This window comes from Pantoea sp. sgz302252 (assembly GCF_042610525.1).
In the GTDB taxonomy this organism is placed as follows: Bacteria; Pseudomonadota; Gammaproteobacteria; order Enterobacterales; family Enterobacteriaceae; genus Erwinia.
The window spans coordinates 79,046-90,363 of sequence record NZ_JBHDVM010000006.1; the positions used below are offsets into that span (position 1 = coordinate 79,046).

Sequence of the window (11,318 nt, forward strand, 5' to 3'; positions counted from 1 at the left end):
ATGCTGCAATCATCCTTGCTACAAACCGCGCCGGTGGTGCCAGTTCGGGCGCTTGTCACCGACGATAACGCAACGGTTTTACGCTTCGCGGTGGAAGCGTTAAAAGCGGGCATGGCTACGGCTCTGGTCACTCTGACAGAAATCCGTGGCGGCGCGGCGCGCGCCCTGGGCGCGCAAATGGCGGTTCGTGAAGATGGTCTTTACTGCGGCTTTGTCTCCGGCGGCTGTGTGGAGGCCGCTGCGGCCAGTGAAGCGATGTCTGTTATCGCCTCTGGCCAGGATCGCGAGGTGAAGTACGGCGAAGGATCGCCCTGGTTCGATATTGTGCTGCCTTGCGGCGGCGGCATCACGCTCAGCCTTCACAAGCTGCATGACGCCAGGCCGCTGCTGGCGACACTGAATCTGCTGGAGCAGCGCAAATCTGTGGGCCTGCGTTATTTTCCGCACTCGCAGCGGCTGCAAAGCAGCGCCTCGCCAGCTGATACGGGTTGGCATAAAGGATTTTTTAGCATCCTTTACCGGCCCCGTACGCGAGCTATCGTTTTTGGGCGCTCGCCGGAAGCCCAATCCACGTTTGCCATGGCTCAGGCGGCGGGCTATGACGTGCATCTTTGTGACAGCTACGATGCGCGCCTGCCGATCGATAACTATACGGCGGTGCTGCTGCTCTGGCACGATCTGCACCGCGAATTGCCGGTTCTGCAGGCAGCGCTGGCGGCCAAACCTTTTTATATCGGCGCGCTGGGCAGCCAGCGCACTCATGAAAAGCGCAGGCAATGGCTTAGCGAACTGGGCTGGAGCCAGGAAGATATTGCCCGTATCAAAGCGCCGATCGGCATCTTTCCTAAAGCGCGTGATGCCAGCTCGCTGGCGCTTTCCGTGCTGGCAGATGTTGCAGCAGCCCGTCTTAACCTCACCCCGGAAAAAGCGTAATTCCCCTGCCGTACCGCCACCAGCGGGCGGCAGTTTCAATCTCCGCTTAGTGCCCGTTCTTTTTTATTATCCATCAAAAAATCCCGACCCAAATGAATAGTGCTTTTTTATACAAAATCAATATTTGTTTGATACAGGTTAAGCCAGGTTCATTTTTTATGAAAAACCTATGGAAACGCACAAGAGGATTCTGTTAATTAACCGTGTTATACGGTTAAAACAATTGTCGATATAGACAAGGAGAGTAACAATAGCATGGACTTATGATGTGATGGAAAAATCGTTTTATCGAAATGGAAAATTTCAGTTCAAATCAATGTACGCAGGCGCCCCGGGTTATAAAGACGATGTAGCCTTTGAATGTGTTAAAAGCGGAGACAAGGAGCTATTCGTAAAATGAAAAAATCCATCACCTTTATTCTTATTATATTTCTTTGCTCTTGCTCAGTGCATACAAAAGAAAAACCGGAAGATAAACTTTATGGGAAGGTTTTATCCGCTATTAACAACATGGCGACCAATAACCTTTCATATGCTGATTTTGATAATGTTTTAGAATATATATCAACTGGAGAGAAGCGCTGGTTAGAGCTTTATCCTAAACTAAAAAAAGAGCCTTTTTCAGGCATAACTTACTTTCAGGAAGGATTAGATATATCAATGTCATATGCTTTAGCGAATAACGCACCTGAAACATTAAAATATGTTAATGCAGAAAACCTCGATAAAATTTGTGGCATCCCTTTTATTGAACCCACAGATGAAGCAGTGAAAGCGCACTACTTAAAAGCGCGAAAATCACTGGAACCTTATAGCCATGAAAATGGCCGGGGAGTATCTTGCTTATCAAAGCTTGAACAAGTTTTCTCGCAGTAGCGCTGAAAAAATCACCCTTCAAAATTTTATATTACGGCCCCACGCAGGGGCTGTTCTCGGCCGGAACTGCGCATCAACCTGGCTTTCCTTCACTTAGCACTTGTACCAGGCACCCTCAGCAAAAGCTTCGCTAATCCATTGCCGTCATAGATTGCCCCAGAAACTCGCGTGGCGTTGCGCCCAAAATGGCATGAAAAGCCGCGGTAAAAGCGGCCGGGCAGGAAAAGCCGAGCTGCCACGCGACCTGCTTGATGGCAACGCCGTTGGCCAGCAGATCCAGCGAAGCACAGATCCGGGCGCGTTGCTTCCAGCTGCGAAAGCTAAAGCCAGTATCCTGCACAAACAGGCGGGAAAAGCTTCGTTCCGAGACGGCGGCAATATCCGCCAGTTCGCTTAGCGAAGCTTGCCAGCGCTGATTGACCAATAGCTCTCTGGCTGCACGCGCCAGGCGCTCATCCTGCGGCATCGGCAGTTCAGTCGCCAGCGGCGCCGTCTCGCTGAGGATTTCCATCAGGAGTAGCGCCATCGTGCGGTGGCTTGCCCTTTGGTACACCTCGCTGAACAATCCGGCTATCAGCTCTTTTACCAAAGCCGTAGCCGCTATCGTATGCACATAGCCGCTTTTCGTGAAGTCAGGACAGGCGGCGATCAGGCTATTGCTAAAATAGAGCGTACGCAGTTCCGTATTGGAGAGCAGGCTGTAGCTGTGTACCTGAAGCGGAGGAAGCCAGAGCGCGCGTTGAGGCGGGATCACCCAACGTTTCTCTCCGGTTTCCACCAGCATGACTCCTTTGGTGGCGAACAGGAGCTGTCCCTCGATATGGTAGTGAGGTGGATCGCTTTCTCCTTTGCGATAGCTTTTAGCGAGCTTTGACCAGCCGATCGCCTCATCGTGCCTTGGCGCTTTATCTATATTGTTTGGCATTCCGGATTCAGACTTTGCATTTATGATGATCCCGCTGACCGCTTCCGCTGTGAAAAGCGGTCAAAACAACAAACCTAAATTAAACGCCATTCATCTGCAAAGAGAAACATCTATGACCAGGCTTTCCTCAGATCCCGGCAGCGCGGCAACGCTTTCCCCCGCCGACAAATCAGGCCAGGCGCAGGGATTTTTAGCCAGTATCGTGGGCGCGACGGCGCTCGCGCACGGCTGCAACGATATGATCCAGGCGGTGCTGCCCTCTATTTACCCCATGCTAAAAGCCAGCTTCAGCCTCTCTTATACACAGATCGGTTTGATATCCCTGGTTTATCAGCTGACCGCCTCGCTGCTACAGCCCTGGGTTGGGCTTTATACCGATAAACATCCTAAGCCCTTTCTGCTACCGGCGGGAATGGGCGTCACGCTGTTGGGAATTGGACTGCTGGCGATTGCCGGGAATTTCCTGACTATTCTGGCGGCGGCCGCGCTGGTTGGCGTGGGGTCTTCCACCTTCCATCCGGAGGCTTCGCGCGTGGCTCGTATGGCTTCAGGCGGCCGTTTCGGTACTGCTCAATCCGCCTTTCAAGTGGGCGGCAATGCCGGTTCAGCGTTCGGCCCGGTGCTGGCCGCGCTGTTAATTATCCCTCACGGGCAGCTCTCTGTAGCCTGGCTTATGCTCTGTGCGCTAACCGCTATTGTTATTCTGACTAGAGTCAGCCGTTGGTCAGCCCGGCACGGTCATCAGCACATGATCCGCCACGGCAGCGCGCCGCTGCAAAAGATGTCGAAAGGGAAAATGGTGCAGGCGCTGGTGGTGGTTAGTGTTCTGATGTTCGCTAAATTTACCTATATAGCGTCGCTGAGCAACTACTTTACCTTTTATCTGGTTCAGCGTTTCAGCCTGCCGCTGGAGCGTGCGCAGATGTGCCTGTTCGCCTTCCTGGCCGCCGTGGCTATCGGCACCTTTGCTGGCGGGCCAATTGGCGATCGCATTGGCCGTAAAGCCGTGGTCTGGCTCTCGTTCCTTGGCGTTATTCCTTTTGCCCTGATCCTGCCGCATGTTGATCTATTATGGACGGTGGTGCTGACTATTATTATCGGTCTTGTGCTGTCTTCAGCCTTTGCCGCGCTGGTTGTTTATGCCCAGGAAGTGGTGCCTGGCCGTCCTGGTATGGTGGCCGGAATTATGTTTGGTACGATGTTTGGCGTCGGCGGCCTTGCCGCAGCGGGGCTTGGCAAGCTGGCCGATATGTATGGCATTGACTGGGTTTATGGCTTATGCGCTTTCCTGCCGCTACTGGGATTCGCCACGCTGTTTATGCCGGAAACGCGCAGTAAACAAAAATAAGTCCTGTTTCTCCGGCGAGCGACTAAGCGGCCAACATGACAAAGCGCCCGAATGCGGGCGCTGAGTTTGATGACAAACCCCAGGTCGCGTTTAAATCAGTGGCAGAGCAACAGAGGCAGATCGGAACACGGACACGCCGTGAACACGGTCCCTGTGGGCTCGGTTGGCGCGTCCATGCGCCAAACGGTCCGCTTATCCGCTCAGCCTCTGCCGCTATCAAGCTGCAGCGTTGCTGTAAAAAAAAGAGGCAGTCCTGATGAAGGGTTCAGGTTTGTCAGCAGTCTGAGCGCCCGGATACGGGCGCTCTTTTATACAGACCTGCCTGATAAGTCGGACTCAGACTTTTAACAGTTTTACCGTGGCATCTATGTCTATTTCATCTTCAGTGAAGATTAAGGTTGAGCCCTGAAAAGTAGTGATTGCCAGCTTCTTTAGCGAACGCATTTCGTCCGGCTTTACGTCAGATTTCGGCCTGATGCTGCTCATCAGCACGCCCACCGACAGCACCACGTTTTCTTTATCGATACGGGTTTCTGCGGGCACTTCTTCGCTGTAAACCAGCCAGGATTTGATCGCCGTAAGCTTCAGGCGCTCGCCCGCGATATAGATATATTTACTGTCAGGAATGACTTTTACCGCGTAAGCCGAAGGCCCTTTGCTGTTGGTGGTGGGTTCGAAAGTTACCGCCGCATTTTTTTTGACCAGCTCAGGATTGGCGACCTTAATCACATGAAAATAACGGTTATCGCCGTTTTCATCTTTGATAAATCCAAAACCTTTATCCTGAAACCAGGTAGTGATCGTACCGTTCATCGCCATACCGTTTGCCTGTTGGGTTATCTACTTAATTTTTGCAGCGCGCAGTGTAAAGCACAATGCCTGTGCAGACTACGTCTTTAAGCCTGGCCGATAAATTGCCGGCTTGCGAACAGGCGACCTCAATCTGCACGACCATCCATTTACTCCTGGCCCGGCGCTGCGGCAAACTTGCTAAACCATGTAAGGGCTACTTGTTAAGCAGCACCAGCCGTTGCTTACCACATCAGATCGTCAGGCACTTTGAAATCAGCGTAAGGATCTTCTTCGTCCTGCTCTTCCTGGCTAAGCGCGCTGTTTAAAACGATGCTGTTCGCATCCCGCTGTGCGATTTTATCGGCTACGCTGGCAGGGATAATCGCGTATGTGCTCTCTGTACTGTTATCGGCCAGCAGCCGGGCAATAGCGAGGCGGCCGCTAACCAACTGAGCCTGCGTGGTTTTATCTACCGTTATTTTCTTGATCAGGTTGTTATCGGTGAAATTAAAGTCGATAGTGCCCTTTGACACAATAATCCGATTCATTTCAATAAGCTGCCTGACCTGAGCTTTATATTCTTTAGCTAAAGCCGCCTGCTTTTGCTGTTCGCTAAGCTGCTTGTCGCGCTCAAGCTGCGCTTTTTTGTTTTCTTCCACCGCCGCTCTGGCCTCACGAGCCTGAACGCGTGATTTTTTGGCGGTTTTCTGCACCTTCGCCATTTTTTTGCTGGAGACCAGGCCAGCTTTCAGCATCTGCTCTTGCAGGGTAAGTTTTGTCATTTTCGTTTCTGAACCGGTTGGAAAATTTGTCCGATTATACCTGCAACAATGAACAGGATGCCAGGTTATCGCCTCTTAGCGGCAGGCTGATCTGCTGCTCATTGCTGGCTGCCAGCCTGTCGGCAACAGACTCAGTGTTGAACGCTCCCGCTACGTAGCGGCCGACAGTACTTGCATTAATCAGGTTAATACGGAATTAACTTCTAAAATTAAAAATTAAATTAATGATTCCAAATTAAGCTTAAAATAAAACAATAGAGATTCCTTAAACACATGCCACGCAAAAAAATTAAAATTTCCTGTTTTCGTAACGAATTTTACGCTGTAGTTTATTTTCAAGCGGTAGCAACCGCGAATTTAAAGATAACACACTAACCTTTGCGACAGAGTTTTCAACCGCAATCAATAAATTATTTACTAAGGAGTCGATACCATGAGTGGTTTTAACCTTACCTTATCTACCGATAAGAAAAAGTATTCACCCAGCGATGATATTATATATACAGCAAAGCTCACTAATAATGGCATGCCTGTGCAAAACGAAGAAATTAGTATAGTGGATGCAGAAAGTGCAGTAAAAAATAGTGTACTAACCGATAGCAACGGCGAGGCAAAATTCATCTCACACTCATCAAAGAAATGGTCAAAGGCAACTTATACCAGAACAGTGATGTTTGGTATTAAAGCTCAGGTGACATTTGAGGTAGTTTAAAGCGACAGACCGCAGGCACTTAATTATCGCCTGCGGCAATGCCGTTACAGGATCGGGGTCGCAGGCGGTGCCGGATTCTGATAACTGGACAGAAAACAGCCATTTACTTATCTCAGGGTTTTTTACTTCTACGGATAAGAGACTGGTGCCGATAATAGGAGTCGAACCTACGACCTTCGCATTACGAATGCGCTGCTCTACCAACTGAGCTATATCGGCTTAGAGAGGGATACTGCGGGGATATAAAGTAGGAAAAAGCGCGAGCGGAGTCAAGAGGTTTGACTGCCAGGTGACGGTTTTCTATACGCTTTTAGAGCTGCCTTATGACGCAGGCAAAAAAAAAGCGAGGCCGCAGCCTCGCTAAATCATACCGGTATCAATCGTAATAAGGGATCTTGTGATCCGTACCATTGATATTGACCAGTACAAATCCTGTCGGCGTTGTTTTATTAGTCGGTGTCCCGGCCGCCGTTGCCAGGGTTAACACACCTTTTTCATTAGCACCGATCCCCGCCAGGCCATTATGCAGACCGAAGCGCGCCTGGGGTTTCAGCGTACCCAGATTGCTGGTATCCGTAACCACCGAGAAATCGGGCTGGAACAGCGAGCAGGAACCCGACTCAAAGCGGGTCGGCCCTGTAGTTTGCAGGTTAAACATGGTGTCGCCACTGTTGGCGGCCAATTTAACAAAAATAACCACATAGGTCGTACCAACACGAACGTAACGCATATCCAGTACTGCAGGCGTGCCCATATGGTAAGCATCTACCCATACGGTATCGCCACGTTCCATATTAACGACAGTCTTGCCGCTGGCCGGAGAAGTAATTGGGCTGCCCGCCGTACCGGATGGCGCGGTGGTGCCTGCTTTACTAATCATCTCCATAACCCACTGCTGGTTGGCTTTAGGGAAGAAGAATTGTCCAACACGGTACCAGTTATCGGTTGCTGTGGTGTTGGTGATTTTATGACCGGTGTAGTAACCCGCTTTCAGAGAGCCCGTCAGGTTTGAACCAAAGTGCTCATCACGACGGAAACCATACTCGAACGAAGAGAGCCAGCGACCCAAAGGCGGGTTGCTGGTGGAAATACTGGCACCCGCTTGCAAATTCAGCTGACGCATAATCATGCGGCAGTTATCCAGATTCAGCGCATTGCCGCATCCCTCAAGGTTCAGCGTATCGATAGTCCAGCCGCCATCGGCGAGGGTACCAGGGTAACGGGTATGTTCAATCCAGACGTTACGGATAATCCCTTGCGTCATACGCGGCATATAGAGGGTGGCATCACCGTAGCCATACTGGAAGTTAGCGTTACACAGCTCAATTGCGGTGGAGTGGTCCCATGCGCCTGCGGCGGTGTCAGACCAGCCCACATCAAAAACGCGGCCGTAGGTCGTCAGGGTATAAATTTGTTCAAATTTGCTGTCCAGCGTATCCTGCAATTTAAATACCGTACCGCCGGTGTATTGCGCGCGGAAACAGTAAATATTAACGGTTTGACCAGCAACAATGATGTTTTCAAAAAATGGCTGAGAGTTACTGACTACATCTGCAGTAATTGCCGCTGTATTCTTCGCTGTGTCGGCATTGGCCTGGCCATCCCATTGAATACCTTTAAACAGCGTTCGGCGTGCTTTAACTTTAAATACGGTGCTGGTACTTTTGTCGGAAATAATAATTGACCGGGGAATAGATCCCAAATCAACGTCATCGCCTACCACCCCAAAGAAGCCATACTCGGTAGCACTGATATCAATGGGTTTAATCAGGAATCTACCGCCAGGCAGACGCACAGGCAGATCGCGGATGGATGTATTGTATTTTTGTGTCCATGTCAGCATATTTTTAAAAGCTGTGGTGTCATCGGCGTAACCATCGCCCACGGCGCCAAAATGGAAAAGATTAATATCTTCCGGATTATTAATAACGCGTTTCCAGTAAAAATTAGTGCCTACGGCAATAGTGCCGCCATCGTCTGCCAGGGTAGTGGTAGCGAGATAACCAATAAATTCACCGCCGCCACGGAAGTTTGAGTCGTTAGCTTTCCAGCGTTTCAGGTAGGCCGTATCACCGGTTTTAGTCGGGGCGGTAGTGCGCAGGTCAGCAAAGCTGTTTACTTCGATCATAGATTCCTCCTCAGGAATACGCAGGTATAAAAAAGCCCTGCACGGCAGGGCTTTTTGACGGTAATAAATCAAAGCGAAGGCGTTTTATGACAAAGCAAATCCCAGCTTGTATTGTGGGTTTCGATAGCCCGCAAAGTACGGGCATCGAGCCGCTTTATCTTATTGCCATGTGTAGTAATAGGGGCCAGAAGGATGCAGGCAGAATCAGTAATGGCCGGCTTCCGACTGGCTGCCCTGTAGCTGCCGCAGCTGACGGCAAGCGACAGCATGAGAATCGCTGTAAGTTCGCCTCTCATAAGTTGTCTCCTGCCGCTGTCGGCGGATGCGCTGCATTCCGTTACGCATTTTTATCAATAACGTTTTTCTGCTGTGCCAGGGTTTTTTGACGGACAAATTGCGCCATAACGCCCATTGCCACCATAAAAGCCCCGAGCATGCCGAGAAAGTTGTGAGGTAAAAATCCTTTAATGTCTTCCGGTAAGCTATTCCAGGCATCTACTGCAGATTGCGGGAAAGATTGCGCCCAGGCGGCGAGAGCCGAGCCTACGGAAGCCAGCCAGACCGACCAGGTTTTAAACAGCAGTTTGGCGTGGGAAACAAATTCGAGTGTAGTAAACCGTTGCAAGATAAATAAAATAATGACCGCTAACATTACGGCGGATAAAAATAGCATCCATTTCATATTAAGCCCCTGTAGATATCGTAAGTTCCGGTACGCATAACTTCAGCGTGGCGCCGCGCCCGACCAGAAGCGTTTTGCGCCCACTGACTGTTCAGCAGGTTGTTAGCCGCGCCGCTGAAGTTCTCTTCGGCAATCAATTGCAACATCGTCTTAAGCTGCGCCAGTCCCTCGACGCCGATCTGGCACGAGAGGCTGTAAATCACATCGCTGCGCGCGCTGTTGCATTTTTTCAGCGCCCGGCTGATGGCGGTATTTCGCCTCATCTCCTGCGCTTTGCCTTCCACGATGCACTGCTTCCAGGTGTCGCCCACCAGACGCGGCACCAGAAAGAGATAGTTGCTTAACGACGCGCCCTTTGGCCCGATACGAATCCCTCCGGCCACCGCTGGGAAGCCCTGAGTATCCAAATAAGGAGACTCCACATAGCCTTCCTCAAAATTCAAAATGGCGATGATTTGGCTCATACAATTCCTCATTTAAATCAACAGACACACGAAAAACCACCGGACTGAATGGCGTAATAAAGGCAAAAAAACATAAATTTCATTGATCAGTCCCGGCGATAAGGACAGCGCCAAAGCCGTGACTATGAAGGCAGACTGAAGAATGAAAAAAGGTGAGGTGTTCCACTGAAAAATGGAAGTAACAAGGAAAATTTTCACGCCTGAGAGCGCTTTTAAGACCAGTTTTTAACGGACGGCATAAAGATGAACCAGCGGTAAACAGCAGTTATCGAAACTGGCCTGATCGGCAATTCGTTTACCGGGCGAAGTAACGGCCCGGTCAACGCGGGAGATGACCTGCCGCTGGCAGATCCTTTCGGCGTTGCGTAGCGTGAGGTTCTCCTGTTCGGTTGCAAAAGCGTTATCGATACTGCATTTGAGATGATTGTGAGACTGACGTCGCCGGTGGCGACGAGTTCGCGCATTACCTACAAACACTGACTTACCGTAGTGAATGATCGCCATAACTCCTCCTGTGAATGAGTCTTTGGCGATGAGGTGGATGCGCATGCTTTCGGTTTTCCGAAGAGTCGTCAACAAGCCTGCCGCAATCACACCTGCCCCGCCCGGCTGGATAACAGTCAGGAGAGGTAAGACGATTGAGGGGAGCAGGCATATCAAGACACTGCAATTTGCGCATCCACCCCATCCCAAAGCCTTATCTGCTTTCGGATGGTTTGTGTCGCGCTTGTGCAGCGCCTCAATTGTTTAAGAGCGGTTCATCCGTGTGGGTCGTTGTGTTTCATCCATGATCAAATTATTAACAGGTTCTTATGCTTTATCAAACACTGTTGGTTAATTTTTTATTTACTGCTGGTTAAATTTTTGAATTACTGCCATTTATTTTTTTACTGGGCTACCTGTAAAAAGCAGCAACAAGCGGTTAACCCAGTAACTGATAGTCGCGAGACTGGCTCATGATCACTTTGGCATGCACCTGTAGATCTGCCGCCTCCTCATGTGAAAGATACCAGGTTTCATAACGTTTATTGTCTGAAATAACCGCAATTTTTTTGTGCTGGAGCTGAAGACGCTTTAGATAAAGCTGGTTGTCCAGGGTAAAGAGATAGATACCGTCGCCATCGAACATATGGATACTTATGTCGACGAACAGCTGATCGCGGGGCGCAAAAGTGCCCGCCATAGAATCGCTGTTGATAGCGATTAGACGAATATTTTCTGCCGGTCGGCCGTTGAACAGGACTCGCGCCTCGTCGAGGTCGTACTCAATAGCCTGGATAGTCTCAATAAATTCATCGCGGGTATGTAGCCCACTGGCGGTTTTTTGCCCAATATCCAGACTCTCGATGCGAAACACGCCCTGATGCGGCGGCAGCGGCGGCAGCACCGAAGAAACAGGCGACTTTTCCATGCCGTACTGCAGCCACTCAACGCGAACCCCCAACAGTTCGCTTAGTGCCAGCAGGTTGGCATTATCGGGTATTGACTGTGCGTTAAACCATTTCCACACCCCCGGCGCGGAGATCTTACATCCCCGCTGCTGCAGCGCTTTCGTAATCTGTTTGTTTCGTCCGTGTCCGACAAATCCCGCGCTATCGCAAGCGGCTATCAGTCTGGCAGTAAAAGCTTGTCTGGTACTCTCTTTTTTAACCATCAGTTAATAATCTGCCATAGGA

At 50.3% G+C, this 11,318-nt stretch carries 13 protein-coding genes and 1 tRNA gene; 4 read left to right on the forward strand and 10 right to left on the reverse strand.

The annotated features are described in order from the left end of the window. Both ACETPC_RS12660 and ACETPC_RS12665 read left to right on the forward strand, forming a co-directional pair. A complete protein-coding gene (locus ACETPC_RS12660; protein WP_380181869.1) occupies positions 1-933 on the forward strand; it encodes an XdhC family protein in 933 nt (310 codons plus the stop codon). Between the two features lie 396 nt (positions 934-1,329). Next, the gene (locus ACETPC_RS12665; protein WP_380181870.1) at positions 1,330-1,809 is read left to right on the forward strand and encodes a hypothetical protein; all 480 of its coding nucleotides are present in this window, start codon (positions 1,330-1,332) and stop codon (positions 1,807-1,809) included. A gap of 130 nt (positions 1,810-1,939) precedes the next feature. Here the strand turns inward: ACETPC_RS12665 and ACETPC_RS12670 are convergent, their stop codons facing one another. Further along, positions 1,940-2,734, reverse strand: coding sequence for an AraC family transcriptional regulator (locus ACETPC_RS12670; RefSeq protein WP_380181871.1), 795 nt, complete (start codon positions 2,732-2,734; stop codon positions 1,940-1,942). 112 nt (positions 2,735-2,846) lie between these two features. Between ACETPC_RS12670 and ACETPC_RS12675 the strand changes: the two genes are divergently transcribed. Further along, a complete protein-coding gene (locus ACETPC_RS12675) occupies positions 2,847-4,082 on the forward strand; it encodes an MFS transporter (RefSeq protein ID WP_380181872.1) in 1,236 nt (411 codons plus the stop codon). A 336-nt stretch (positions 4,083-4,418) separates the two neighbouring features. On the opposite strand, the gene ACETPC_RS12680 is transcribed toward ACETPC_RS12675, so the two are convergent. Both ACETPC_RS12680 and ACETPC_RS12685 read right to left on the reverse strand, forming a co-directional pair. Continuing rightward, positions 4,419-4,901, reverse strand: coding sequence for a cold-shock protein (locus tag ACETPC_RS12680; RefSeq protein ID WP_380181873.1), 483 nt, complete (start codon positions 4,899-4,901; stop codon positions 4,419-4,421). Positions 4,902-5,116: 215 nt separating this feature from the next. Further along, a complete protein-coding gene (locus tag ACETPC_RS12685) occupies positions 5,117-5,656 on the reverse strand; it encodes a DUF2058 domain-containing protein (protein ID WP_380181874.1) in 540 nt (179 codons plus the stop codon). 433 nt (positions 5,657-6,089) lie between these two features. On the opposite strand from ACETPC_RS12685, the gene ACETPC_RS12690 reads away from it, so the two are divergent. Then, positions 6,090-6,368: a hypothetical protein gene (locus ACETPC_RS12690; RefSeq protein WP_380181875.1), complete on the forward strand. Its 279-nt coding sequence runs from the start codon at positions 6,090-6,092 to the stop codon at positions 6,366-6,368. A gap of 143 nt (positions 6,369-6,511) precedes the next feature. Here ACETPC_RS12690 and ACETPC_RS12695 read toward each other — a convergent pair. The 7 genes from ACETPC_RS12695 to ACETPC_RS12725 all read right to left on the reverse strand — a co-directional run bounded on the left by ACETPC_RS12695 (position 6,512) and on the right by ACETPC_RS12725 (position 11,296). Beyond that, positions 6,512-6,587, reverse strand: a tRNA-Thr gene (locus ACETPC_RS12695). Positions 6,588-6,744: 157 nt separating this feature from the next. Further along, positions 6,745-8,496 carry an amylovoran biosynthesis protein AmsF gene (locus ACETPC_RS12700; protein WP_380181876.1) on the reverse strand — a complete coding sequence of 584 codons (1,752 nt, stop codon included), beginning with the start codon at positions 8,494-8,496 and terminating at the stop codon, positions 6,745-6,747. A gap of 68 nt (positions 8,497-8,564) precedes the next feature. After that, positions 8,565-8,792, reverse strand: coding sequence for a hypothetical protein (locus ACETPC_RS12705; RefSeq protein ID WP_380181877.1), 228 nt, complete (start codon positions 8,790-8,792; stop codon positions 8,565-8,567). 41 nt (positions 8,793-8,833) lie between these two features. Then, positions 8,834-9,178, reverse strand: a complete 345-nt coding sequence (locus ACETPC_RS12710; protein WP_380181878.1) for a hypothetical protein — start codon at positions 9,176-9,178, stop codon at positions 8,834-8,836. Further along, positions 9,175-9,642 (reverse strand): hypothetical protein, encoded by a 468-nt coding sequence (locus tag ACETPC_RS12715; RefSeq protein ID WP_380181879.1) that lies wholly within the window; start codon positions 9,640-9,642, stop codon positions 9,175-9,177. The genes ACETPC_RS12710 and ACETPC_RS12715 overlap by 4 nt, the downstream gene beginning before the upstream one ends. A 225-nt stretch (positions 9,643-9,867) precedes the next feature. Further along, entirely contained in the window at positions 9,868-10,146 is a 279-nt protein-coding gene (locus tag ACETPC_RS12720) for a hypothetical protein (protein ID WP_380181880.1), read from the reverse strand. A 418-nt stretch (positions 10,147-10,564) separates the two neighbouring features. Beyond that, a complete protein-coding gene (locus ACETPC_RS12725; protein WP_380181881.1) occupies positions 10,565-11,296 on the reverse strand; it encodes a S24 family peptidase in 732 nt (243 codons plus the stop codon). Between the last annotated feature and the right edge of the window lie 22 nt (positions 11,297-11,318).

Excerpts from the sequence above, each read along its gene's own strand:
- ACETPC_RS12660 (WP_380181869.1), top strand. The coding sequence starts at position 1 with ATGCTGCAATCATCCTTGCTACAAACCGCGCCGGTGGTGCCAGTTCGG.
- ACETPC_RS12665 (WP_380181870.1), top strand. The coding sequence starts at position 1,330 with ATGAAAAAATCCATCACCTTTATTCTTATTATATTTCTTTGCTCTTGC.
- ACETPC_RS12670 (WP_380181871.1), bottom strand. The coding sequence starts at position 2,734 with ATGCCAAACAATATAGATAAAGCGCCAAGGCACGATGAGGCGATCGGC.
- ACETPC_RS12675 (WP_380181872.1), top strand. The coding sequence starts at position 2,847 with ATGACCAGGCTTTCCTCAGATCCCGGCAGCGCGGCAACGCTTTCCCCC.
- ACETPC_RS12680 (WP_380181873.1), bottom strand. The coding sequence starts at position 4,901 with ATGGCGATGAACGGTACGATCACTACCTGGTTTCAGGATAAAGGTTTT.
- ACETPC_RS12685 (WP_380181874.1), bottom strand. The coding sequence starts at position 5,656 with ATGACAAAACTTACCCTGCAAGAGCAGATGCTGAAAGCTGGCCTGGTC.
- ACETPC_RS12690 (WP_380181875.1), top strand. The coding sequence starts at position 6,090 with ATGAGTGGTTTTAACCTTACCTTATCTACCGATAAGAAAAAGTATTCA.
- ACETPC_RS12700 (WP_380181876.1), bottom strand. The coding sequence starts at position 8,496 with ATGATCGAAGTAAACAGCTTTGCTGACCTGCGCACTACCGCCCCGACT.
- ACETPC_RS12705 (WP_380181877.1), bottom strand. The coding sequence starts at position 8,792 with ATGAGAGGCGAACTTACAGCGATTCTCATGCTGTCGCTTGCCGTCAGC.
- ACETPC_RS12710 (WP_380181878.1), bottom strand. The coding sequence starts at position 9,178 with ATGAAATGGATGCTATTTTTATCCGCCGTAATGTTAGCGGTCATTATT.
- ACETPC_RS12715 (WP_380181879.1), bottom strand. The coding sequence starts at position 9,642 with ATGAGCCAAATCATCGCCATTTTGAATTTTGAGGAAGGCTATGTGGAG.
- ACETPC_RS12720 (WP_380181880.1), bottom strand. The coding sequence starts at position 10,146 with ATGGCGATCATTCACTACGGTAAGTCAGTGTTTGTAGGTAATGCGCGA.
- ACETPC_RS12725 (WP_380181881.1), bottom strand. The coding sequence starts at position 11,296 with ATGGTTAAAAAAGAGAGTACCAGACAAGCTTTTACTGCCAGACTGATA.